This window comes from Prevotella disiens (assembly GCF_900454955.1).
Classification (GTDB): domain Bacteria; phylum Bacteroidota; class Bacteroidia; order Bacteroidales; family Bacteroidaceae; genus Prevotella; species Prevotella disiens.
Map to the genome: position 1 here is coordinate 713,247 of NZ_UGTL01000001.1, position 25,945 is coordinate 739,191.

Annotated in this window: 13 protein-coding genes; 11 read left to right on the plus strand and 2 right to left on the minus strand. The window is 39.4% G+C overall.

The features are described 5' to 3' along the window. Window positions 1–53: 53 nt before the first annotated feature. The 8 genes from sov to DYI03_RS03195 all read left to right on the plus strand — a co-directional run bounded on the left by sov (window position 54) and on the right by DYI03_RS03195 (window position 17,307). Window positions 54–7,664 (plus strand): T9SS outer membrane translocon Sov/SprA, encoded by a 7,611-nt coding sequence (gene sov, locus DYI03_RS03160; protein ID WP_021669687.1) that lies wholly within the window; start codon window positions 54–56, stop codon window positions 7,662–7,664. Window positions 7,665–7,727: 63 nt separating this feature from the next. Beyond that, complete coding sequence (locus tag DYI03_RS03165; RefSeq protein WP_004358539.1) at window positions 7,728–8,111, plus strand: YccF domain-containing protein; 384 nt, start codon at window positions 7,728–7,730, stop codon at window positions 8,109–8,111. A 1,164-nt stretch (window positions 8,112–9,275) separates the two neighbouring features. After that, window positions 9,276–11,207, plus strand: coding sequence for a DNA primase (gene dnaG / locus DYI03_RS03170; RefSeq protein WP_021669083.1), 1,932 nt, complete (start codon window positions 9,276–9,278; stop codon window positions 11,205–11,207). Next, window positions 11,204–12,898, plus strand: coding sequence for a hypothetical protein (locus DYI03_RS03175; RefSeq protein WP_021669084.1), 1,695 nt, complete (start codon window positions 11,204–11,206; stop codon window positions 12,896–12,898). Before dnaG ends, DYI03_RS03175 begins: the two co-directional genes overlap by 4 nt. Further along, window positions 12,895–14,316 (plus strand): cardiolipin synthase, encoded by a 1,422-nt coding sequence (cls, locus tag DYI03_RS03180; protein ID WP_021669085.1) that lies wholly within the window; start codon window positions 12,895–12,897, stop codon window positions 14,314–14,316. Before DYI03_RS03175 ends, cls begins: the two co-directional genes overlap by 4 nt. Before the next feature lie 99 nt (window positions 14,317–14,415). Then, a complete protein-coding gene (locus DYI03_RS03185) occupies window positions 14,416–14,802 on the plus strand; it encodes a PH domain-containing protein (protein WP_004358547.1) in 387 nt (128 codons plus the stop codon). Beyond that, window positions 14,799–16,112 carry a D-alanyl-D-alanine carboxypeptidase/D-alanyl-D-alanine endopeptidase gene (dacB, locus tag DYI03_RS03190; protein WP_021669086.1) on the plus strand — a complete coding sequence of 438 codons (1,314 nt, stop codon included), beginning with the start codon at window positions 14,799–14,801 and terminating at the stop codon, window positions 16,110–16,112. Before DYI03_RS03185 ends, dacB begins: the two co-directional genes overlap by 4 nt. Window positions 16,113–16,140: 28 nt before the next feature. Next, complete coding sequence (locus DYI03_RS03195; protein ID WP_021669087.1) at window positions 16,141–17,307, plus strand: mechanosensitive ion channel family protein; 1,167 nt, start codon at window positions 16,141–16,143, stop codon at window positions 17,305–17,307. Window positions 17,308–17,372: 65 nt separating this feature from the next. Here the strand turns inward: DYI03_RS03195 and DYI03_RS03200 are convergent, their stop codons facing one another. Beyond that, window positions 17,373–17,753, minus strand: a complete 381-nt coding sequence (locus DYI03_RS03200) for a lipocalin family protein (RefSeq protein ID WP_004358550.1) — start codon at window positions 17,751–17,753, stop codon at window positions 17,373–17,375. 308 nt (window positions 17,754–18,061) lie between these two features. On the opposite strand from DYI03_RS03200, the gene DYI03_RS03205 reads away from it, so the two are divergent. Together DYI03_RS03205 and DYI03_RS03210 are read left to right on the plus strand one after the other, a co-directional pair. Next, window positions 18,062–21,028 (plus strand): leucine-rich repeat domain-containing protein, encoded by a 2,967-nt coding sequence (locus tag DYI03_RS03205; protein WP_021669091.1) that lies wholly within the window; start codon window positions 18,062–18,064, stop codon window positions 21,026–21,028. Between the two features lie 378 nt (window positions 21,029–21,406). Further along, complete coding sequence (locus DYI03_RS03210) at window positions 21,407–24,319, plus strand: outer membrane beta-barrel protein (protein WP_021669093.1); 2,913 nt, start codon at window positions 21,407–21,409, stop codon at window positions 24,317–24,319. 473 nt (window positions 24,320–24,792) lie between these two features. Here the strand turns inward: DYI03_RS03210 and DYI03_RS03215 are convergent, their stop codons facing one another. Further along, window positions 24,793–24,960: a DUF362 domain-containing protein gene (locus DYI03_RS03215; RefSeq protein ID WP_004357052.1), complete on the minus strand. Its 168-nt coding sequence runs from the start codon at window positions 24,958–24,960 to the stop codon at window positions 24,793–24,795. A 230-nt stretch (window positions 24,961–25,190) separates the two neighbouring features. Between DYI03_RS03215 and porT the strand changes: the two genes are divergently transcribed. Then, on the plus strand, window positions 25,191–25,937 hold the full coding sequence (gene porT, locus DYI03_RS03220; protein WP_025064524.1) for a type IX secretion/gliding motility protein PorT/SprT: 747 nt from the start codon (window positions 25,191–25,193) through the stop codon (window positions 25,935–25,937). Window positions 25,938–25,945: the final 8 nt, after the last annotated feature.

Genomic DNA, 25,945 nt, shown 5'->3' on the forward strand with positions numbered 1-25,945 from the left:
AAGCCTAACGATGACAAAAAGGCTGAAAAAGATGGACGACGACGCTCTCATACATGAAACAAGGTAAACATATATTCTTCATTTTTCTATTGCTTACAGGCATTAGCTTGATAGCGTGGGGAAACTCTTGGGCTAATGTACTGCCATTTTTCAGTACATTGCACAACAAGATTGCGCCTCTCGACACCACGAAAAAAGTTAAAATGCCCGATGTTGAACTTGAGAATGAAGATATACCCGACTCATTGTTGCACCCTCGTTGGAAGGTACAACGCACTACTCCTGTTACTTATAGCGACCTTGAACAAGGTTCGTACGACTTAAAACGCCCTGAAAACTTAAAGCAAAGTGTGGAATATAATGACACTTTGGGTATGTATATCATCGGAAATAAAATTGGCGACACCTACATTACAACGCCAATTATGATGACTCCAGAGGAGTATAAAGCATGGAGCGAAAAGAAAAGTTTTGCCGATTATTATCGCCAAAAGAACAAAGAAATATTAGAAAAGAAAGGGAAAGAGAAGTTCGATTTTACCGATATACACTTTGCTTTAGGACCTGCCGAAAAGATTTTTGGACCAGGTGGTGTGCGTGTAAAGACACAAGGAACCGCTGAATTAAAGTTTGGCGCAACGTTAAAGAATATTGATAACCCTTCGTTGCCTATTCGTAACCGAAAAATGACAACGATGAATTTTGATGAAAAGATAAATTTGAACGTCAATGGTAAGGTGGGCGATAAGGTAAACATGAACCTTAATTACAACACAGATGCTACTTTCGACTTTGATGCTCAAAACTTTAAACTGAAATACGAAGGAAAAGAAGACGAAATTATTAAGTTGGTGGAAGGCGGTAACGTTACTTTTCCGTCTAATAACTCGTTGGTACAAGGTGCATCGTCGCTCTTTGGTATCAGAACCGATATGCAATTTGGTAAACTTAAACTGCAAACGGTTATTTCACAGAAGAAGTCTTCTAATAAAAGCGTAAGTTCGAAGGGTGGAAAACAATTGACTCCATTCGAATTAGACGCTGCCGATTACGAAGAAAACCGCCACTTCTTCCTCGCTCAAGCCTTCCGTTCGCAATATGACGGAGCCATGAAAACGTTGCCAAATCTTACGACTGGTATCACTATCAATCGTGTTGAAATATGGGTTACGAACAAAACGGGAACGACAAACAATACTCGTAATATTGTCGCTTTGAGTGATTTAGGTGAAAATACAAAGGTGAGTAGAACCGATTTGTGGGGAAGTGGTAGCGGTTCAGTGCCGTCAAATGCTGCCAATAGCGAGTATAACACCATTGCACAGAACCACCCTGAAGCACGCGACATTGATAAATCGGCAACAGTTTTGGACGGATTGGGATTAGTAGGTGGTGTCGATTACGAAAAATTATCGAATGCTCGACTGCTTAATAGCTCTGAATATACGGTCAATCAAGCCCTCGGTTACGTTTCATTGCGCACAGGATTACAAACCGACCAAGTGCTTGCCATTGCTTACGAATATACATCGGGAGGCGTAACTTATCAAGTTGGCGAGTTTGCAAGCGACCGAACCAATGTTGCAGAAGCTTTGTTTGTGAAGTCGTTGAAGAACACCAGCAACAATCCAAAGCAGGCAAACTGGGACTTGATGATGAAGAATGTCTACTATTTAGCATCGACAGTCGAAAAGGATAAGTTCCGTTTAGATGTTAAATATCAAAGTGATACAACGGGCGTTTATCTCTCTTACATACCTGAACCACAGGTGAAAAACCAAACTTTGATTAAGGTTTTGGGGGCTGATAGATTGGATAATAACAACAATCCACACCCAAATGGCTACTTCGACTTTGTACCTGGATACACCGTAACCGATGGACGTGTCTTCTTTCCAGCAGCTGAACCTTTCGGAAAGTATATGCAAGACTATTTGATTGCAAAGGGTGTTCCTGCTAATATCGCCCAAAAATATGCGTTTACAGAACTATATGATTCTACAAAAACGATAGCAAAACAAATAGCGGAGAAGGATAAATTCATGCTGATTGGTCAGTTTCGTGGTTCGAGTGCTAACGTTATTTCACTCGGTGCATACAATGTTCCGCAAGGTTCGGTGAGAGTAACGGCAGGTGGAGTAACTTTGCAAGAAGGTTCAGATTATAGTGTTGATTATAATTCGGGCGAAGTTACCATTTTGAATCAAAGCATTATAGACGCTGGAACTTCCGTAAATGTGTCGTTGGAAAGTCAGTCTGACTATGGGCAAGAGCGCAAAACGATGTTCGGACTGAATTGGCAATACGATTTTTCTAAGAACTTTATGCTTGGTGGTACGTTCATGCACTTGTCTGAACAGCCATTGACAACGAAGGTAAATATGGGTGCTGAACCATTGAACAATACCATTTGGGGACTCAATATGAGTTGGAAAAAGGAAAGTCAGTGGCTCACGAATATGCTCGATAAGTTGCCTTTCTTGCATCTAACGCAACCTTCTCATATCTCTTTTACAGCAGAATTTGCACAATTAATTGCTGGTCAAAGCAAGGGAACACAAGATAGAGCATCGTATTTGGACGACTTTGAAAATACAAAAAATACGATTGACGTGAGCCAACCAACAAGTTGGATTATATCAAGTGTACCAACCGATTTCTCGGAATCGTCTGATAAAACAACTCTTTCAAGTGGTTTCAACCGCAGTTTGTTGGCATGGTACAACATAGACCCATTGTTTACACGCCGTAGCAGCTCGCTAACGCCTGGTCATATCAAGAGCGATTTGGAACAATTGTCAAACCATTATGTTCGTGAAGTCTATGTTCATGAACTTTTCCCAAACCGTGACCAAAGCAGTTATAATGGGTCTACCTCAACTTTGCCTATCCTTAACCTCGCTTATTACCCACAAGAGCGTGGTCCATATAACTTTAGTCCAACGTTAGACCTTAATGGTCGTCTGCCAAACCCACGACAAAAATGGGGCGGAATGATGCGTAAATTGGATACAAACGATTTCGAAACAGCCAATATTGAGTACATTGAGTTCTGGTTACTCGACCCATTTATTTATTCAAGTAAGCAACCTGACGGCAATCTCTATGGAGGCGACTTCTATATTAACCTCGGAGAAGTTTCAGAAGACATTCTTCGCGATGGTAAAAAGTTCTATGAAAGTGGATTACCTGTGGACGGAACTCAATCATGGACGACTACTCAATGGGGTAAAATACCAACACAAACCACTGTAACTTATGCTTTCGCAACAACAAAGGGTAGCCGTGCTTTGCAAGACTTAGGTTATAACGGTTTAAACAATGAGGAAGAACAAAAGTTTGCTTCCTATCAAGACTTCTTAACTTATGCTCGTAGTCATACCAATCAAGCTGTTTTCGACTCTATTTGGGCTGACCCTGCCAACGATGACTACCACTATTATCGTGGCTCTGATTGGGATAGAGTGCAGGCTTCAATCCTTCAGCGTTACAAGCATATTAACAATCCGCAAGGGAACTCGCCCGATACAGACAATAGAAATGAACGTTATGACACGTCTTATAAGACTGCTCCAGACGTGGAAGATATTAATCAAGATTACACGCTCAATGAATACGAAAAGTATTACCAATATAAGGTGAGCATTCGACCAGAGGATTTGGTTGTTGGACAAAACTATATTGTGGACAAACGTGTAACTTCGCCAAAGCTGCGCAATGGAAAATCGGAAGAAGTTACATGGTATCAGTTCCGCATACCTGTGCGTGAATATCAAAAAAGAGTAGGTTCTATCAATGATTTCACGAGCATTCGCTTCATGAGAATGTTCCTTACCAACTTTGAAAAGCCTATTGTTTTGCGATTTGGTACATTCGATTTGGTTCGTGGAGAGTGGCGTCAGTATCAGCAAAACCTTACTAATTCTGCTTCAACATCTGGTTCGATGTCAGTAAGTGCCGTTAGTATTGAAGAAAACAATACAAAAACGCCTGTAAACTATGTGCTTCCACCTGGAATTTCACGCGAACAAGACCCAACACAACCTCAACTTGTGCAAAGTAATGAGCAAGCTTTGGCGATTACGGTGAACAATTTGGGCAACAAAGAATCTAAGGCGGTGTACAAAAATACTACCCTTGATATTCGCCAATATAAGCGTTTACAAATGTTTGTACACGCTAATGCGTTGAAACAGAACGTTACCAATCTTACAGACAATCAGTTGGCTGTATTCATACGTTTGGGTTCAGATTATAAGAACAATTATTACGAATACGAAATTCCATTGAAACTTACTCCAGAAGGGCAGTATGACACCTATTCACGACAGGGTTGTGAGGCGGTTTGGCCTGAGGAAAATATGTTGAATGTGCCTATTTCTGTTTTCACAGACGTAAAGAAAAAGCGCAATCAAGGGCGTGGAAATGGTACTGCAAGCTATAATAAAGAGTTCTCTATCTATGATGAAAATCGTCCAGCCAATAGAGTTACGGTCATGGGTAATCCTACTTTGGGCGAGATAAAGACCATGATTGTAGGTGTAAGAAACCTTTCTAATAGCGAGAAAAGTGGTGAAGTATGGGTGAATGAATTGCGTTTGCTCGACTTTAACAATGAAGGTGGTTGGGCAGCACATGGACAATTGAACATTCAACTATCCGATTTTGGTTCTATTGATGTCAATGCCAGTCATAGTACTGACGGCTTTGGTGGTTTGGAACAAGGTGTTAGCGAGCGTCAACAAGAAACCAATACAGATGTTTCTGTTACCACAAGTTTCGAATTAGGTAAGTTCTTCCCCGACAAAGCCAAGGTTACTGCACCTTTATATTATAGTGTTACCAAGAGCGAACGCCGTCCAAAATACAATCCTTTGGACACCGATATGGAGTTAAATGCTGCTCTTGATGGTGCTGCAAATAACATTGAGCGCGACTCAATAGAATCCATTGCGGTAACAAAGCGTACAACGACGAACTTTTCTCTATCGAATGTGCGTGTAGGCATACAGAATAAGCGCCACCCAATGCCATACGACCCAGCCAACTTCTCATTCTCTTATAGTCATTCGCACACCCATACAACGGGCGAAACCACTGTTTTTGAAAATGAAGACAATTGGCGTGGTGCGATGAATTATAGTTGGACACCAATTTATAAGCCATTTAAGCCGTTCCGAAAGATGATAAAAAGCAATTCAAGATGGTTTGATATTATCAAGCGTTTCGAGTTAAATTGGTTGCCACAGAATGTAACATTCAATACAGAAATTACTCGAAATTATTACGAATTGCAAGAACGCGACATGGAGTCGACCGAGAACAACATGTTGCCGCTTACCTTTAATGAGCAATTCTTGTGGAATCGCGACTTCTCAATACGTTGGGATTTGACTCGAAACCTTCATGTTAGTTTCCAAAGTGCTACTCATGCCGAGATAGAAGAGCCTTATACGCCGATAAATAAAGCCCTCTATGCCGATGAATATCAAGCATGGAAAGACTCTGTTTGGACGAGTATAAAGAATTTTGGTACGCCTTTGGACTACCAACAGAACTTCAATCTTTCTTATCAGTTGCCGTTAAATATGCTTCCTGCCTTTGATTGGTTGAATGCAGACGCCAATTACAATGCAACTTATAATTGGGTGCGTGGGACAGAATTGGAGAATGGTAAGTCGTTAGGGCATACCATTACCAGCAATAGGACTTTGAATATCAATAGTTCTATCAATTTCGAACGTTTATACAATCACATTCCGTTCTTGAAAAAGACCAATGAACGGTTTAGCAAATCGCTTTCTAACTCATTCTCCAAGAATCTTAGTTTGTCTTCACGTGGTGAAAATATTGCGAAGAAATTTGGTAATAAATTAGAAAACGATAAGAAGTTGAAAATAAAGGACGAGGACGATGACAAGAAGAGAGCGTTGCCAAAAAATGCGAAGAGCTTTGAGCAAGAAATAACCCTTCCTGCCGATACAGCTATCATCGTTTCGCACTCGAAAAAGACCAAGCGTTTCAACCTTTCTTTAAAGGATTCTAAAGGTCATTCGGTGAAGTTGAAGTGGAAAAAGATGGACGAAAACAGAGTGAAACTCTACAATAAGACCGACTCTTTGCTCCGTTTGAAACTTACTGTTACACCAAAAGAACCATTAGAGAACAAGGGTTGGTACAAGACAGCGCAGTGTATTGCGCGTGCTTTAATGATGGTTCGCAACGCAAGTATCTCGTATCGCAACCAATATTCCATGTCCTTACCAGGCTTTATGCCTACCATTGGCGATGCGTTTGGGCAATCTCGTGGTCATGGGGCAATGTCTCCTGGATTAGATTTTGCCTTTGGTGTCATCAGCGACAGCTATATTGAAAAAGCAAGAGAGAACCGTTGGTTGCTCATGTCGGACAGTATTGCAACACCAGCCACTACGAATAAAACCGAAGACTTGCAACTTCGTGCTACGTTAGAGCCGTTCCGCGACTTTAAGATAGACCTCACTGCAAGTCGTATGGAAACAGTTTCAAAGAGCATTCAATACATGTATAAGGGCAATCCAACCACACAAAGTGGAACATTGACCATGACAACCATTTCGATTGGTACAGCTTTTGAAAGTCAAGGCGATGCTAATAACGGTTATAAGAGTGCAACTTTCGAAAAGTTTGTCCATTCGCTCGACAGCTATCGTGGTCGTGTTGAGACCCAATACATGGACGCACGTTATCCTTCATCAATGGGTGGCGGAGCGTTTAACCCGAAACGAGGAACTATCAACCAGTATAGTGCCGATGTAATGATACCTGCTTTCCTCAATGCTTACACGAGTATGAGCAATAATGGGCTATCTATCTTCCCTACACTCAAGAGTTTATTGCCTAACTGGAACGTTCGTTACAGTGGTTTATCACGTCTTCCAATGTTCCAAAACATCTTCAAGAGTGTCAATATCAACCACGCTTATAAGAGCATTTTCGCCGTTGGTTCTTATCAAAGTTTCAGTACATGGCAAGAATACATGAACGGATTAGGCTTTATCACTGATGCTACGACGGGCGCACCAATACCAAGTTCGATGTATAACATATCGCAAGTATCCATTAACGAAGCATTCTCGCCACTTTTGGGTATTGATGTTACGATGCAAAACAACCTTACCGCTCGTTTGGAATACCGCCAAACTCGTGTGCTTTCGCTCTCTATGACGAGTGTACAAATCAATGAAGCCATTTCAAAAGATTGGGTTTTTGGTTTGGGTTATCGCATTAACAACTTCAATCTCTTTGGTGGACGCAACTCTCGTGCGGTGAAGAAGAACAAGAAGAAGCAAGCAGGCAAAGCTAATCAGCAAGATGACGGCATGTCTCAGGGGTTGAATTTTAAAGATAAGAGTGGAATTAACCGTGATTTGAACCTCCGTTTTGACCTAAGCTATCGTCAGCAAGCAGCCATTACGCGCGATATTGCTACGCTAACATCGGCAGCTTCAAGCGGTAATACGGCATTCAAAGTATCGTTTACAGGCGATTACACGTTGAGCCGACTCATTACTGCCAGCGTTTACTATGACCTTCAAATCAACACACCATTGCTTTCGTCAAGTAGCTATCCTACTACCACGCATGATTTTGGTGTCAGTCTTAAACTGAGCCTTACCCGATAGTCGGCGAGGAGAGAGAGGGCGTAAGGTGCAAAACTCTTTTAAAACAATTAAAAACAATTAAAAATGAAAATATTTGGCAATCTGTTATGGCTCTTCTTTGGCGGTTTCGCTGCAGCATTAGAATATTTCGCAGCGAGTTTAGCCTTGATGTTTACCATTGTGGGCATACCTTTTGCCCTTCAAACCTTCAAGATAGGTATTTATGTGTTGTGGCCTTTTGGTCAGCATGTGGTCTATGATAGCCAAGCACATGGGTGTTTGCACACGTTCATGAACATTCTGTGGTTTTTCTTAGGAGGCATTTGGATTTGGCTGACCCATATTGTGTTCGGATTACTCCTATTGGTTACCATTATCGGCATACCCTTTGCTCGTAAACAATTCGAATTAGCAGGACTTGCGCTCCATCCTTTCGGTCGTCGTGTGGTAATGGATTCGCCTTTCTAATTCTCCCAAAAACAAAACCCCTTGTTTTGATGCTCAAAAGAGCCTATTTTGCACGCCAAAATAGGCTCTTTTGCGTTTCTAACCCATTTGCTCGCTTTTTATTGTGCCTATACTGGGACAACATGCCCTATGGTAATTTATAATTATTCGGCATTCATTGTTCCCTTACACCTTCTTATCCGAAGGTATAATATGTATCGCTTTGTACAAACGTGTATAATCCTTTGTACAAGCGTGTACAATGAATTGTACAAACATGTACAATCTTACTTTTTTACCAAATAGTTTGGTAAAGGAATTTTGATTTACTATCTTTGCATAAGATATAGCTGCACTCGGCAATGTGCAAACAATTTTGCATTGCACTCGTTTGTAATATCTTTGCATAAGATATAGCTGCACTCGGCAACGTGTAGGGGCGTGATTTATCACGTTCCTAATAATAAAGATAATTTGTTTGCTGATAGGAACGTGATAAATCACGCCCCTACAAGGAAAAACAAGTTTGCATTGCACTCGTTTGCAATATCTTTGCATAAGATATAGCTGCACTCAGCAATATGTAGGGGCGGAATTTATTCCGTTCCTAATAAGCAAACCATACGCAGGTTGTTAGGAACGTGATAAATCACGCCCCTACACGGAAAAACAAGTTTGCATTGCACTCGTTTGCAATATCTTTGCATAAGATATAGCTGCACTCAGCAACGTGTAGGGGCGGAATTTATTCCGTTCCTAATAGAAAAAAGGAATACTTGGCTGATAGGAACGTGATACGAGTTGTTGAGCTTGCGAAAAAATCACGCCCCTACAAGGAAAAACAAGTTTGCATTGCACTCGTTTGCAATATCTTTGCATAAGATATAGCTGCACTCAGCAATATGTAGGGGCGGAATTTATTCCGTTCCTAATAAGCAAACCATACGCAGGTTGTTAGGAACGTGATAAATCACGCCCCTACACGGAAAAACAAGTTTGCATTGCACTCGTTTGCAATATCTTTGCATAAGATATAGCTGCACTCAGCAACGTGTAGGGGCGGAATTTATTCCGTTCCTAATAGAAAAAAGGAATACTTGGCTGATAGGAACGTGATACGAGTTGTTGAGCTTGCGAAAAAATCACGCCCCTACAAGGAAAAAACATTTCGATAATTAATTTTATATGATAGATAGACCAACCGTTGACAGAATACTGGAGGCTGCAGACATTGTAGACGTCATTTCAGAATACGTTACACTGCGTAAAGCGGGCGTAAGCTATAAAGGTTTGTGTCCTTTTCACGATGATACAACGCCTTCGTTCTCGGTAAATCCTGCCAAGGGTGTCTATAAATGCTTTGCATGTGGCGAAGCTGGTTCGGTGGTAAAGTTCTTAATGCAACACGACCAACTCACTTATCCTGAGGCTTTGCGTGTGTTGGCAAAAAAATATGGTATCGAAATTAAGGAAAGAGAACTGACTTCGGAAGAGAAACAATTGGAAAACGAACGTGAATCCATGTTTCTCGTAAATGAATGGGCAGCCAATTATTTCCACGAAACCTTGCGAAACAATCCCGATGGACAAGCCATTGGAATGCAATATTTCAGAAGTCGTGGTTTTAGAGATGATATTATAGAGAAGTTTCAATTGGGCTTTTGCCTCAATGGTCGCCAAGATTTTGCAAATGCAGCCTTGAAAGCGGGCTATAAAAAAGAGTTTTTAGTAAAGACAGGCTTGTGCTTTGAGCGTGAAAATGGAGATATATTAGATAGATTTAACGGCAGAGTCATCTTCCCTTGGGTAAGTGTCAGCGGCAAAGTTATTGCCTTTGGTGGACGCTTGTTAGACTCTCGAACCAAAGGAATTAGTCAAAAATATGTCAATTCTCCAGGAAGCGAAATCTATCAGAAGGACCATGCACTCTATGGAATATACCAGGCAAAGAAAGCTATCGGCAAGTTCGACCTTGTCTATATGGTGGAAGGCTACACCGATGTGGTTTCTATGCACCAATGCGGAATAGAAAACGTGGTCGCCAATAGTGGTACTGCGCTTTCAACCTACCAGATAAAAATTCTAAGACGCTTTACCTCCAACATCGTTTTGCTATATGATGGCGACGAAGCTGGGCAGCATGCTGCTTTGAGAGGTACCGATATGTTGCTCTCAGAAGGTATGAACGTGAAAGTTTTGCTCATTCCCGATGGCAAAGACCCTGACGAATTGGCACGAACGCTCACTGCAGAACAATTCAGAAAATATATTGACGACAACCAAACCGACTTCATTGTCTTTAAAATCAATGTGCTATTGCAAGGCGTAACCGACCCCGTAAAACGTTCAGAAGCTATTAATTCCATTGTTCAAAGTATTGCAGTTATCAAAGACCCAATACTCCGAGACACTTATTTGCGAGAATGCGCCCACAGAACTAGCATGAAAGAAAGCACGCTCATTAGACAAATGAATCGCTTTATCTACAATGATAAAGAGCAAGAGCGCAAGGAAAAAGTACGTGAAGCAGAGCAAACGCAACAAGACGCACAACCTTTGCGGCCAGCAACGCCTATGCAACAAGCCTCGAAAGTGGAAACCATGCTTGTGCAAGCTATCGTTCGTGATGGCGAAAAAATCATTTTACGCGATATAGAAAACGAAGAAACAGGCGAAAAAATAAGTCTGAATGTTGCGCAATATATTGCCTACGACCTTGGGTTAGACAACCTTTCGTTTGCCAATCCGATGTCTATCCAAATCCTAACAGAGGCAGTTGAACATAGCAATGATGAAGGATTTAAGGCAGAAGAATATTTCACAAAGCACAGCGACATACAAATTTCAACCCTTGCTATTAACCTTAGTGTTGAAAACTTCCACCTTTCGCAGAGTATGCAAGTAAAAGAAAGCGAAGAAGACCTGCGCGACCGCATCATGCACTTGATACTTGACTACCGAATGGACTACGTTGAACACCATCTAAAGGAACTCCAAACCAATCTATTGCAGGAAAAAGATTTGGAGAAAACAATGAATATGATGAAAGAAATCAAGGAGTTGCAAGACATGAGAAATATACTTGCACGCAAACTTGGAACCGATATTGTAGTATGATAAAAAAGATAAAAGGACTCATAGGAAAGAAAATTGAATTAGCCGACCAAACTTTGGCTGCCAACAAACGACAAGTAACGAAAGCACTTGCCGAACTGAATTGTGATTGTAAGTGGAAGAAAAATGGAAAAAATGAGGTGGTTACTTACCAATATCAAGGTGGATTTTTTGAAATAACGCTACAACCTACGGTGTTCAATGTGCTGCTATCCTTCTATTATTTAGCAGAAACGGGAGTCGATTATCTGCAAAGTGTGCGTTATTTATGCAACAATTTAAACACCTATACCGATGGACCTTGCTTCGTTTACTCCAGCAATGAAAAGAAAGGCAACATCAATGTACACCTTATCTATAATGTTCTGCTCGACGACGACCGCGCCAAAGATATTCTTGCAAAGGCTATGGCTGATATTTTCGGGTGGCGCAACCTATTCATTCAGCGTTTTGAAGCGTTGGTAGAGACACAAAAGCAAGAAAAGGAGAAAGATGTAGAATACAAAGCATTGAGTGTTTCGCAAAAACAATTCATGATTCGTGAGCATGAAATGAGCCATAATAAAACGTTGGAAAAGCCCCGTGAGTCTCCAATCAATGGGATTACCATGACACAATGGTTAGAAACAGCATTCCAATTGCAAGGCATTGTGCCGTCAGAACTTATGGTGATAACCGAGAAAATAGAAGTCCTAAAAGACAGAGAAGTCCTTTCAAACTTCAATCTCTCTACAAGCATTATCGAAAACGGCAACTTTGCAAGAAATTTTGCAACCCTTCAGCTCACTTTTTTCCTAATGGCTGAACCTGATAGACGCCGTTATGCCACCTTCATTCTGCAAAAAGTAGACCAAATAGAGGAAGCACTTTACTATCGCATCACTGCTACTTTATTGCCATTAAACGCTGAAACAAAGGAAAGTATCTTTGTAAGAAATCTTATGCCACAACTTTCTACCGCCATTGTTGCCCATGATTTGAGGAACAATGATAAGCAAGTAGCAGAATTTAAGTACATGTGGCAAGATGCAATAGACAAGATTTCGAAAGGAGAAAAAGATAAACTAACCGACGAACAACGTTTTGTTGCCAGCATAACTTTCCAAGATGCGGCAGAATACCTCTACCGTGGTCGCCAATTGTTCAATGCAAACCGCAAATACGAGGCTATTATGTGGTTGGAAAATGGTTTTCATTATCTTTTTCTAAACTACCTTAAACTCAACAAAGAAGACAAAGAAAACTTTTATGAAATATGTTTCATGCTCGGATTTTGCTACGATGACTTGCAATTATACCAACGTGCGTTCTATTATTTGAATTTCACGATGGGCTTGAACAATATCACTTACACCAAAGAATACGTCAATTGTTTGACACATTCAAAGGATTTCAGAGTCTTCAACTATATTGATGCTCTTTTGGAAGAACTCATCAATAATTACCAAACCAATAACAGCGATGAAGAAGCCGAAGAAATGCCACCCCATATCAACGACTTTATGCTCTTCCTTTACCGCAGAAAGGCTTACGCACTGATAGACCAAGAACAATATAAGGAGGCAAAAAATATGTTAGAGTCTTTGATTGAGATTCCTTTATGCAGCGAATTTGCTCAAGAAGAACTCAACTATTTGCAAAAAATAATGGACAAACAAGATAAAAAAGAAGAAATAAAACTGCAGAATAAATGATTTATATTCACTGGATAGTCCTTGTCGCCTACTACGTTGTGGCAATCATTGCCATGATAACGGTACTCATGGAACATCGACAGCCTGCAAAAACCATTGCATGGGTGTTGATACTATCCTTTATGCCCTTAGTGGGAATCATACTTTTCTTCTTTTTTGGACAGCGAATACGCAAAGATAGATACATTTGGCAAAAGAGTTTAGACCAACTTACCAAGCGTTCTATGATAGAATTTGTAGAGCAAAAGAACTTAGAATTGCCCGAACAACATAAAGAACTCATACAACTTTTTGTCAATCAGAATTGGGCTTTGCCGTTTAAAAACAATGAAACTGACATTTACACCTCTGGTTACGAATTTTTCCCAGCACTTTTACACGAAATTTCAAAGGCAAAAGACCACATACACATTACATCTTATATCATAGAAGACGACCCTTTGGGGCGACTTATACGCGATGCGCTCATAGAAAAAGCACGCCAAGGAATTGAAATTCGTTTCCTTTATGACGATGTAGGGTCGTGGAAAACGAAAGAAAACTTCTTCGAATTAATGAGAGAAGAGGGCATTGAAGTTCACCCTTTTATGCCTGTGCGTTTCCCAGCCTTTACGAGTAAAGTGAATTACCGTAACCACCGAAAGATAATAGTGATTGATGGCAAAATTGGTTTCGTAGGAGGTATGAACTTAGCCTTGCGCTATGTGAAAGGCGAAAAGGGTGAAAAATGGCGTGATACCCATGTGAAAATTACGGGAGCTGCCGTGTATGGACTGCAAAGAGCCTTCTTAGTGGACTGGTTTTATGCCGACCGAACCCTTATTACCAACCGAAAATATTATCCCGATACGGCGATAAAAGCCAATAATAATTTGATACAAATCGTAACAAGTAGTCCAACCAACGTGTGGGCAGAGTTAGAACAAGGCTATATAAAAGTTTTGCTGAGTGCTAAGCGATACGTTTATATGGAAACTCCCTACTTTTTGCCGACCGAACCTATTCTTTTTGCCTTACGAACAGCAGCTCTCTCTGGAGTTGATGTGCGCTTAATGGTTCCTTTTAAAATGGATTCCAAACTTGTGCAATTGGCTTCTCAATCTTATTTGAATCAGATAATTGCTTCGGGAGTGAAAGTGTTATGCTATAAAAACGGTTTCAATCATTCCAAACTCTTAGTGTCCGATGACAATGTTGCCACCATTGGGTCGGCCAATATTGATTTCCGCAGCTTTGAAAATAACTTCGAAGCCAATGCTTTTTTCTATGATAAAACAATGGCAGAGCGGGTTAAAAATATCTTTTTTACTGACGAATCTCACTGCATTCCTTTACAAAACATCAAGGAAATCAATCATAATTCTTTCATTTATCGCCTTTGGGAATCCATTGTTCGACTGCTTAGCCCATTGTTATAAACCGTTGATTATTATTAACTTTTGTCCATTAAAGCTGCGTTTATGCCAATAAGACTGTTTTTTTTTGTACATTTGTGGTCTTAAAGCAAATAAGCGATAATGAATAGAACATTTAATCATCGTGTAATGGCACTCGAATGGTGTGCTATTCTCTTATTTATCTTCGGCACATTGTACGGTTTTTGGAATCGTGAAAATGTAGCTTTAGTCATTTTGGGCGCAATGTTTCTTGTGCTGACTACAATGGCTTTAGACCGTGCTTTGCACACTTCCTATATTGTTTCCGATGAAAAATTACATATTAAACGTGGTCGCTTGACAAAAGAAAAGTGTATCAACATTGCCGAAATTATTAGCATTCGTGAGTTGCCTTTAGCCTTTCGTATTGGGAGTTACATTTTGTTGGAACTTAAAAATGGAAAGGTTGAAAGTGTGCAACCCGATAATAAAGAGGTATTTATCGCTACAATCCAAAAACAATTATGAAATTAAAATACCTACAAACGCCTCTTCTTATTACCTTATTGGCACTGCCTGTCAAGGCGCAAGTCTACTTGGATAGTGCCGAAATTGCTCATATTCTACATAAAGAAGACCCCAAAGCAATCATTGTAGATAAGGAAGAGGATAGCGATTCCGATGAAGATTCTGATGTTTTCGTTGCTCCGTTCGATAATGACAATACCAAATCGTGGCAAGAGAATATCACTGCCCGCCTGAATGGGATTTTAAAAAGTGATATAGTAGAAACAACACAAGTGGGACTCATGGTTTGGGACTTGACAGACAATAAGCAAGTTTATGCTTTTAACGAACGAAAGCATTTGCGACCAGCCTCAACCATGAAGTGTGTTACGGCTATTACGGCTTTAGACCGCTTGGGTTGTAATTACAATTACCAGACGCGTATTTTCTATACGGGTACGATTGATAGTACGCAAGTGCTTAATGGCGATATTTATTGTGTTGGAGGAATGGACCCAATGCTCTCCAATAGCGATTTATCGGCTATCGCTCACGCTATAAAGGGCTTAGGCGTAGAGCGTATCAATGGTAATCTGTATGCCGATTTGTCGTTTAAAGACCGCGATGACTTTGGAAAAGGTTGGTGCTGGGACGATAAAAATCCAAGACTAATCCCACTTTCTATGGGACGAAAAGATTGTTTCATGGGTGTTTTGCGCACAGAATTGAGAAAAATAGGGGTGGAACATAATGGGGTTATGAGTGAAAAGATAGTTCCGAACAATGCTACGCTCATTACGACACGCACCCATTCCATTGGCGAAGTGATGCGAAGAATGATGAAAAAAAGCGATAATTTTTATGCAGAATCAATGTTTTATCAATTTGCAGCAGCCAATAATGGAAAATGGAACGGTGCAAAGCAAGCTCGCAACGAGGTAAATAGTTTAATAAGAAAGATAGGTTTGTCGCCTTCCAATTATAATATTGCCGATGGTTCAGGACTTTCGCTCTACAATTACGTCAGTGCCGAATTAGAATTACAATTGCTGCGCTATGCGTTTAGCAAGACCGACATTTTCAATACCTTGTATAATACGCTCCCAATTGCAGGCGTTGATGGTACATTAAGAAAGCGAATGCGCCATACACCTGCTGCAAATAACGTCAGAGCAAAGACAGGTACAGTTATGGGCGTTAGTTCTTTGGCTGGCTATCTTACCGCTTCTAATGGTCATCGCCTATGCTTTGCTATCATCGTTAATGGCGGAATGAGTCAGTCGCCTATGCGCAATTTGCAAAATAAGATATGCGTTGCATTGAGTCAGTAACATCAATAAAATCATAAACAAAACGAAAATGGAAATTATTATCTCTTTTATCGACCAAATTCTCCAAACTTTAGGACTTGAAGGTTCTACCATTGCCATTGTCCGTCATACTTCAATGGTCATTGTAGCCTTCCTTTTGGCATGGCTATCGGGTGTGTTTTGCCGAAGAATCATTGTTCCGTTGGTAATAAAACTTACTTCAAAAACAAATACAGAGTGGGACTCTGTGATGTTCGACCGACAGGTTTTACGCACGGCAGCCAACATTGTTCCTGCTATTGTCATGTGGGAATTATTACCAAAAGTGTTCTTTCTTTATCCCTTTGTAGAAGAAACTTTGACACGATTGACAGCCGTTTATATTTGCATCAATACTACTCGATTAGTTTTGCAGTTAGTAGACCGCTTACGTTTCTTGGATAAACGCACGGGTAGTTCTACGAGTCAATACTTTAAATCCTTTCTTGGGATACTGAAAATTATCGTCCTTTTCATTACAGTAATTATTGTTGTAAGTATTCTTTTCGACAAAAATCCAATGACATTGTTGGCAGGTTTGGGTGCAACTTCGGCTGTTCTTATGTTGGTTTTCAAAGATACTATTGAAGGATTGGTGGCAGGTATTCGCCTTACGAGCAACGAAATGGTACATGTTGGCGACTGGATTACAGTACCTAACACGCCTGTTGATGGAAATGTTGTTGATATTACGCTTACCACTGTTAAGGTAAGGCAGTTTGATAATACTTATACTACGGTTTCGCCGCTTACTCTTGTGAATGGTTCCTTTAAGAATTGGAAAGGAATGCAAGAGAGTGGAATGCGCCAAGTAGCCAAGAAAATCTACTTTGATGCACGAAGTTTCAAACTCATTGATGACAAAATGCGTGAGGATTTAATCGTACGCAACATCGTAACCGAAGAACAAATCAAAGATGAAGACGTAAATATAGGACTTTTCCGCCATTATATGGAAGATTATTTGCGAAAAAGAAAAGACATTAATTCTAATATGATGATTATGGTGCGCCAATTGGAAGCTACACAAAGTGGTATTCCTATTGAACTTTACTTCTTTATAAATACCACAGAATGGCTCAATTACGAGCAAATAGTTTCTGATGTTTTAGAACATGTTTACGCTTCTGCCAACGAATTTGGATTGCAGTTGTACCAAATGTTTCCAAAACAATAAGTGAAAAGTAGTAGCAAAAAGTTAGCGACAAACTTTTTGCTACTACCTTTATGATTTTCTTTGCTCTATTTTGCCAATTGATAGACAATATCCGTATGCTGCTGATTCAGTGTTTGCTTCTCTGTATTGAGCAAAAACGTATCGACCAGCTCCGTCTTTTCGCCATCAAAAATACTGATGCCATGAATTGTAATTGTGCTATCATTCAATTTCTTCCAATGGTCGTATGGCAAAGTGGGCATGTTGATAGATGTTGCCGTTCCATTAGCTTTTAATTCTACACCTAAAACCGCACTCGAATCGTTCGGATTTTGGGTTGTCCATTTACCTATAAGCGAAAGTGTATCAGCTTCTTTATTGCTGATTTTCGCCGATTTGTTGCCACAACCTATTACAAAAAGTGAGCTACAAAAGATTGAAAAACAAGAAAAAATGAGCTTTTTCATATCAAGTTTTTTGCTATTTAAATTTAAAAACAAAATTAAGCAATATTGGTGATATTTCCCAACCTTCTATTTTAAAAAGTCTAAAAACCTTATAATTGTAAAAAATATTTTTAGAAAAAGATTGTAAATAGCGATGATTTAGTGTGTTAGAAGTGGTTTGATGTAAAATTATATTTTTTTGCAATAAATATTCAATAACTCAATAAAATTCGTTTAAAAATAAAATTTATTCTATTATTTTTATGATAAAATTTAAATTGTTATTACATTTGCAGACCAAGTTTTATTTAAATTATTAATTTATACTTATGAAAAGAAAATTACTACTATGTCTTCTTCTTATGTCCACCTTTATAGGAGCGTTCGCACAAGGAGAAATTATTATTGGCACATCAACGCCAATTGGTCAAAATTTCAAGTTCTATTTAACCTTAGTTGATGCAAATTCTAAAGTTTATGTAGACTGGGGCGATGGCAACAAAGTAGAAGCCAAACTCTCAGGCTGGTCGTCTATTAAAAATACAGAGGGCGTATTAAAGAATGATACCATTATTGTTTATGGTGATTTAGCAACACTTGATGTGGAAAATCAACATGTAAATGTGTTGGCTTTCAAGAATCAAGACAAACTTACTCAAATTTCAGCTAAAAAGAATGAACTCACATTTGAGGGAATAGACCTTACAGGTGTACCTAATTTGGAAAATCTTGATGTTTCAGAAAATAAAATCAAGCGTCTTAAAGTTGATAATTTGTTAAAGTTAGAGCAATTTACAGCTAATAAGAATCCAGACCTTTCAACTGTAATATTTGCCGAAGGTAGTACAGCACTTAGAGGTATTTACATGGCAGATTGTGATATTACCCATTTCTATCCTATTAGTTTGCCTAACCTTAGCAATCTTGATTTAGGCAATGGCAGTCTTAATGAACTCGAATTGGGCGAGAATTACCCTAACTTGACAACACTCAATGTTTCTAATAGTACTTATCTTGCAAGTATTGACGTAACGAAACTCACAAAGCTTAACAAACTAAACATCGCTGGTACAGCTATTGTTGAGCTTAATCTTGTGAACAATCCAGAGTTTATTTCTTTAGATGCTACTAAAACAAACATTCCAAAATTGGATATAAGCAAGAATACAAAAATAACAACCTTATTGCTTGCCGATACTAAGATTGCTAAATTAGATTTAAGCCACCTTGCAAATTTGCAAACACTTAATATTGAAAATACACTAATAAAACGTATTGACCTTTCTAATAGTCGTTTTATTCGTGATGTAAACATAAAGGGAACGGGTATACAATTCCTTGATATGCACGCTGCTATCGGCACTAACCGCTTGAACAAGTTGGATATGCGCGATTGTAAAAAGATGACTCCACAATCGTTAAACTTCACGTTTAAGGCAATGCCTCCACATACAGGAAGTTCTTGGGGACCAAATGTGCTTATTGCAGGGTCTAACGGAGAAACCGCTAATACAGATTTGTTGAAATACGATAGTGATAATTTCTATCAATCAGATGTAAAAGGTAATGGTACAGCATCTATGGACCCTATTAATATTGTAATGACTCCAATAGAAGGCATTACTTATTCTTTGTCTCAAGTTGCAGACGACAACGCTTATGCAACTTGGAATCCAATTACAAATAAGGCTATTCCGGGTTTCCCTATTAAGGTTACACCAACTACGATAGACAATAAAGAACTCGTAGGTGTTGAAATTAATGGGGAATTTTATGATGATTATATCTTCGTTGTATCAAGCACAGCAACAATAAAACCTGTTTACAAAGTTTTAGAAACTAATGATTATATTGGTTTGACTGTTCCTGCTGGTCAAGTACAATCATATTACCTCACAGCAAGTGGTCCTGATAAAGAAATTTCTATTGACTGGGGTAATGGAGAGAAAGTCCCTGTTAAAGTAAAGGAAACCCTAACTCATATCGAAGGAACAACAAAGGGAACAAATGTAAAAATCTATGGTGCGATAGTAGGTGCTGATTTTTCAAGTTATCCACATATTAACGCTGACAATAAGATTTCAGCAGTTGATGTAAGCCACAACGCTAACATTCATTACCTCTCTACTTATATGAACAATATCGGTACGTTAGACGTAAGCAATTTGGCTAATTTGGATACATTGGATTGCGCATACAGCGACCTTGCAAAACTTGATATAGCTAAAAACAAGAAACTTGTTTGTTTGCGTGCCAATGGTAATGCGCTTGAAAACATTGATTTAAAGAATGCTGAAAACCTGCAATACCTCGAAATCAACAACAATAATTTAGACGAACTTGATTTGAGTAAGAACTCTAAGTTGGTAAAAATTATTGCAGGAAGCAATAGTCTTACCTCTATTGATGTAGCTGCAATGGCAAATTTGGAAGTATTAAGAATTTCTAAGAACGTAATTGGCACATTAAATCTTGACAAGAATACAAAGCTCACAGAGTTAGATGTTGCAGAAAACACATTGACAAAACTTAATGTAAGCAAAAACAAAGCGTTGAGCCGTTTAATGGTTAATGGCAACAAACTTGAAGGACTCGACCTTACAGGGCTTGATAATTTGTCATATCTTAATATTGGCGACAACAAATGGGACGCTTGTACTTTGAACGATGTTTATTATACACTTTCACAATACAAAGCCATAGAGGGCGCTCCTGCTGGTTACAAACTCTTCTCAAGAGGTGATAATAAAGAGAAATATAACGATGCTGAAAAGGCAGAATCTAAATTAGCAACCAACAAGGGTTGGGTTATAAACTATGAAGGTAATGGTTCAGGTTGCGATATGGCATACATCACTATCGAAACTCCTGAAAATGGTACTGTAAAGGTTTACACAACAACCGATAAAGAAGTGATGAGTGGCACTAAGGTAAAGAAAAATTCTGAATTAAAAGTAGTTTCTACACCTGCCAAAGGCTATGCAATTGAATCTGCAAAAGCAAATGGAACAGACATCAAGGATAATAAATTTGTTGTAACAAGTGCAACAACCGTAGTTGTTAAATTCACTGTTGACGCAGGCATTGAAGGGGTAAACCAAAACAAGACTGTTGTTCAAGGTGGCAATCGTGAACTAACATTCTCTACTTCAGAGCCTACCGAAATTCGTGTTTATGCTCCAAACGGAAAATTAGTCTTCGCTGACACCATTACAGGTACACAATCTATTGGCGTTCCTTCAGGTGTTTACATTGTAAAGACTCGTGGCGTAGCTAAGGCTGTTGCAGTGAAGTAATGAAGAATGTAAGCAACGATAAGTTGCGATAATAAGTTTAGTATATTTGGGAGGCAAGTACACATTGTATTTGCCTCCCTTTCTTATTGTCATCAACCTTTTTTTAGCGTTGTTTCTTGCCAGTACTCTCGCAGGAGTACTGGAGTTCTCTCACAGGGAAACTATTGCCGATGCTGTTGTGTCGTAGTGGCAAGTCATAAAGATAACGTTTAAAAATAAAAAGAGCCTATTTTGAACCACAAAACCTATTGTTTTGAACCTCAAAATAGGCTGTTTTGAAAATTAAACCAAAAAAAATGACAAGAAATAAGATTGTCTGTTTTTTTTGATACCTTTGTAGTCTATCATCTAATGATTTAACACATTACTTACAACCCTATGAGAACAATCTATTTTGCGCTCGCCATGCTGTTGAGCTGGTTTGCATTGCCTACTATGGCACAAAAAGATAAAATGACCTTTGAAGGACAAGTATTAGACTTTGCTACTCGCACACCATTATTGGGCAGTTTGGTCGAAGTTTTAAATGCTGAAGACACAGTTTTAATTGATTCGGTGCGTGCGGGACGTCATTGGGCGTATGGCGATTATGAGCATACGGACGCTAAATATTATGTCAGCATTCCTCGAAAAGAGGGCAACTATATGTTGCGTTTCTCTAAACCTGGTTACGAAACGGCTTATATTTACTTTCCTGTGCAATCGCTTGGCAAACGACAAAACACCTTTGAAATAAAAGATGCTTTGCTACGCCGTGCAAAGGTTGTAAACATGGACGAAGTAACCGTAACCGCTACAAAGCTGAAATTCTACCATAAAGGGGACACCTTAGTCTATAATGCCGATGCTTTCCAATTGGAAGAAGGCTCAATGCTCGATGCGCTCATTAGGCAATTGCCTGGTGCGAAATTGGAAGCGAATGGTCGCATCACGGTAAACGGAAAGTTTGTAGAATCGTTGTTGCTCAACGGCAAAGATTTCTTTAAGGGCGATAATCAAGTAATGTTAGACAATTTGCCTACTTACATGGTAGACCAAGTGAAAGTTTACGAGAAATATGGCAAAGATTCAGAGTTCTTGGGCAAAAAACTACAGCGCGACAAGCAATTTGTTATGGACATCAATCTGAAGAAACAATACAATACGGGGTGGAATGTAAACGCTCAAGCAGGTGGTGGTACGCACGACCGCTATATGGCACGTTTGTTTGCCATGCGTTTTACCGACCATTCACGCCTGTCGGTCTTCGGTAATGTGAACAATTTGAATGATGAAAATCAACCAGGAAAGAACTCAACGTGGTCGCCTGGCGATATTGTGGGGGGGACGAAAAAGCAACTCATGGGTGGAATGGAGTTCAATCTTTCGCCTCGTAGTGGTAAATTAGATTTGAAAAGTGAACTTAGTGTTACTCGAAGCATTTACGATTTGAACGAAAATATCAATCGTACCAACTTCCTTGCTGGTGGAAATACATACGATAGAGTGTTGAACACAACGCACGATAATAATTTTAGCCTGCGCACAAGAAACTCCTTGTATCAAAAATTTGAGGCTTTCAACTTGGGTATTACGCACTATCTTGAATATCATCGCTTTGATAAAGATGCAAGTTCGTCATCAATCACTTCGCTTGCCGATATGGGTAGCTTCACAAAAGCGCAAGTTGATAGTTTGTATCTGCCAGTGTTGAATAGCCATGCACGCCAATTTGCTCTTAATCGCTATTTGCAGAGCAGTTATAACCACGGATACAACTTTAATACGAGTTTCCTCCTCAAGTCAATTATAAAACTTAAAAATACGTCCGATAATATAATGTTCAGTATATTAGGAGATTACAGCAATGGTTCTAACCAAATGTACGACCACAATTTGGTGGAATTTTATAATAAGGGAACGCTTACAAACACTGATTTCCGCAATCGTTACTTTGACAATAGCCCATCAAAATCATACTATTTTAATATAGAAACAGCTTATCGCTTTGCCTTTTCTGATGTAACAAGCCTTTCTGTGGGATATAATTATATACGAAAGTACGACCGCAGAGGTTCTTCACTCTATCGTTTAGACAAATTGGAAGGGTGGGGAGCAAACGCTCAAAACCGATTGGGAACACTTCCGTCAGTAGAATTATATCGCAACGTGATGGACGCTGGTAATAGTTATAGCCGCACAACACGCATTGACCAACATGGTTTGGGAATGTTCTTAGAATATGATGTACCTTTCAAGAAATCGTCAATGAGTGGTATGGTTTCCTTTATGCTCCCTCTTAGCATTCAGCACTTAGATTACAAGCGTGGTAATCTGAACACTTCGCTCACCAAACGTTTCCTTTTGCCTCAATCAATGCTAACATCGCTCTATTGGTCAACCGAAGATGAAAAATACAGCATCTATACTCAATACCAATTAATGCCGACTACCCCCGATTTAACCTACTTTATTGATATTAACGACACGACCAACCCACTCAATACACAATTGAGTAACTCATCGTTGAAGCCATCGTTTGCACATATTTTCTGGTTCGATTTCTCTCGCAACTATCCTAATAAAGCCTTGATGTGGAACATTGAAGGCAGATTTAACCCTACTTTCAACGCCATTTCTATGGGATATACCTACGACAAAGCAACGGGAAAGCGTGTTTTCCAACCAGAAAATGTGAATGGAAACTGGACTGGTAGTGTTTCAATCGGTGGTGGCGGTGCGATAGACAAGGCACGAAACTTGAATTTCAAGACCAGTATTGGGTGGAATTGCAGCCGCAGTGTCGATATGATAGGCGTTGATTTGACAGCAGGAACACAGCGCAGCATAGTTACAAACTCGGCACTTGTGGGCGATTTTTCGATTGATTATAAACTCGGGAAACACCTTGTTGGCTACAAAGCCACAGCTTCGTGGAATAAAATACGTGGTACACGCGAAGATTTCCAACCTTTCAACGTGTCAAACCTTAGCAATGGTTTGACAGCACAGATAGCTTTGCCATGTAAATTCAAACTTTCTACCGACCTAACGCTCTACTCTCGCCGTGGATTTGTAGACAAAGCAATGAACGCAGACGACCTTCTTTGGAACGCACGCCTCTCTCGTTCGTTCCTAAACGAAAAGCTCACTTTCATTTGCGACGGCTTTGACATTCTCGGACAACTCAATAACGTAACCCGAACCATCAATGCACAAGGCATTAGCGAAACCTTTACCAACGTTATTCCACGCTATGTTATGTTCCATTTAATCTATAAATTGAACTTAAATCCTAAGGCGAAAAAATAAAATTGAAACCCTATAAACAATAAGCGGTGTGCCATTTTCGGTACACCGCTTATTGTTTTGATATTGTTGTAGTAAGCGTAGGACATTAAAAACGTTTTTTACATCTTTAAAATGGTGTCTAATAAATTATTAGCGCGCAAGGGCGTTAGCCGTAGGGGCGTGATTTATCACGTTCCTAGCACCCTAAAACTTGCTGAATGGAACGTGAATCGAGTTGTTGAGCAAAGCGAAAAAATCACGCCCCTACGGCTAACGCCCTTGTTCGTTGATGGGGGTACACTTTAAAAAGTCAATCCGCTACGTTTACACTTATTATTACGTTTCATTACGGTTATTTGTGTCTGAAAAATCGGAAATGAATGTCCTTAATTTACCGTAATATTTAGGAAACAAGTTTTGAAGTACTCATTCTATAAAAACAAAAAACGGACTCCGAAGAGTCCGTAAAATTTAATCAGTAACAATTAATGCGATTATCCTAAGCTGATAGCTTCGCTTGGACAAACGCTTGCGCATGTACCACATTCTGTACAAGCATCAGCGTCGATATTGTAGATATCGCCTTCAGAAATTGCGCCTACTGGGCATTCGTCAATACATGTACCGCAAGCAATACAGTCATTGCTAATTACATAAGCCATAATTATAAATCTTAATTTTATTAATAATGTTTTTGTATAGGATTGTTTCCAATACCTATTTTTGTATGGTGCAAAGGTAAATAATATTTTTGTAATACCTACAAATGATGATAGAAATTTTAAATATTTAGACTATATCAAAATAAACGAATAGATTTTAGCATGCAAAAAGTGAACTTGAATTCTTTGTTTTACAATAATTGACAGAGGGAAACGTTATAAAAGAAGATATGAAAAAACTTTTTTACATCGCATTTTTGCTACTTACTGCACAAGTAAGTTTAGCGCAAGAAAGGACAGTACAGAATCGTCCCTATACAGATTTGCGTCCTTTTCACTTTGGCGTTATGGTAGGTACGCATTTGCAAGACCTTGAATTGTTGAATGCTGGACCGCAAATGGTGGATATTGATGACGGAAATGGGTCGCAAGAACGACTCATTTCAGTAGACCAAGACCGCTGGGACGCTGGTTTTACGGTAGGTGTGTTAGGCGAATTGCGTTTAAATACAACGTTCCAATTGCGCATTGCGCCTGCTATGTACTTTGGTACACGCCATTTAACTTTCAGAAATCAGCTTGCAAGTGCGAAGGAATCAAAAGAGATAACGGAGGTTCAAGATTTGAAAACAGCTTATATATCGTGTGCTTTCAACTTGATAGCTGCTGCGCCTCGCTTTAATAATCATCGTCCTTACCTGATGTTGGGTATCAATCCGATGTTAAATCTTTCAGGAAAAGACAACGAGTTTCTTCGATTGAAGCGTAGCGATGCTTATTTAGAGGTTGGAGTAGGGTGCGATTTTTATCTTCCTTTCTTCAAGTTACGCCCAGAATTGAAGTTTATGTATGGTCTATCGAATTGTCTTGATACCAAGCATGCGCAAAATTTGCGTGATAAACGCATGCTGATGTTTACCAATGCTGCAAAAGAAGCCCATTCAAAAATGATTGCATTGACCTTCTATTTTGAGTAGTTCGTAGG

What these genes read in the sequence shown, in the direction of transcription:
- sov (WP_021669687.1), top strand. Translation starts at nt 54, where the DNA reads ATGAAACAAGGTAAACATATATTCTTCATTTTTCTATTGCTTACAGGC.
- DYI03_RS03165 (WP_004358539.1), top strand. Translation starts at nt 7,728, where the DNA reads ATGAAAATATTTGGCAATCTGTTATGGCTCTTCTTTGGCGGTTTCGCT.
- dnaG (WP_021669083.1), top strand. Translation starts at nt 9,276, where the DNA reads ATGATAGATAGACCAACCGTTGACAGAATACTGGAGGCTGCAGACATT.
- DYI03_RS03175 (WP_021669084.1), top strand. Translation starts at nt 11,204, where the DNA reads ATGATAAAAAAGATAAAAGGACTCATAGGAAAGAAAATTGAATTAGCC.
- cls (WP_021669085.1), top strand. Translation starts at nt 12,895, where the DNA reads ATGATTTATATTCACTGGATAGTCCTTGTCGCCTACTACGTTGTGGCA.
- DYI03_RS03185 (WP_004358547.1), top strand. Translation starts at nt 14,416, where the DNA reads ATGAATAGAACATTTAATCATCGTGTAATGGCACTCGAATGGTGTGCT.
- dacB (WP_021669086.1), top strand. Translation starts at nt 14,799, where the DNA reads ATGAAATTAAAATACCTACAAACGCCTCTTCTTATTACCTTATTGGCA.
- DYI03_RS03195 (WP_021669087.1), top strand. Translation starts at nt 16,141, where the DNA reads ATGGAAATTATTATCTCTTTTATCGACCAAATTCTCCAAACTTTAGGA.
- DYI03_RS03200 (WP_004358550.1), bottom strand. Translation starts at nt 17,753, where the DNA reads ATGAAAAAGCTCATTTTTTCTTGTTTTTCAATCTTTTGTAGCTCACTT.
- DYI03_RS03205 (WP_021669091.1), top strand. Translation starts at nt 18,062, where the DNA reads ATGAAAAGAAAATTACTACTATGTCTTCTTCTTATGTCCACCTTTATA.
- DYI03_RS03210 (WP_021669093.1), top strand. Translation starts at nt 21,407, where the DNA reads ATGAGAACAATCTATTTTGCGCTCGCCATGCTGTTGAGCTGGTTTGCA.
- DYI03_RS03215 (WP_004357052.1), bottom strand. Translation starts at nt 24,960, where the DNA reads ATGGCTTATGTAATTAGCAATGACTGTATTGCTTGCGGTACATGTATT.
- porT (WP_025064524.1), top strand. Translation starts at nt 25,191, where the DNA reads ATGAAAAAACTTTTTTACATCGCATTTTTGCTACTTACTGCACAAGTA.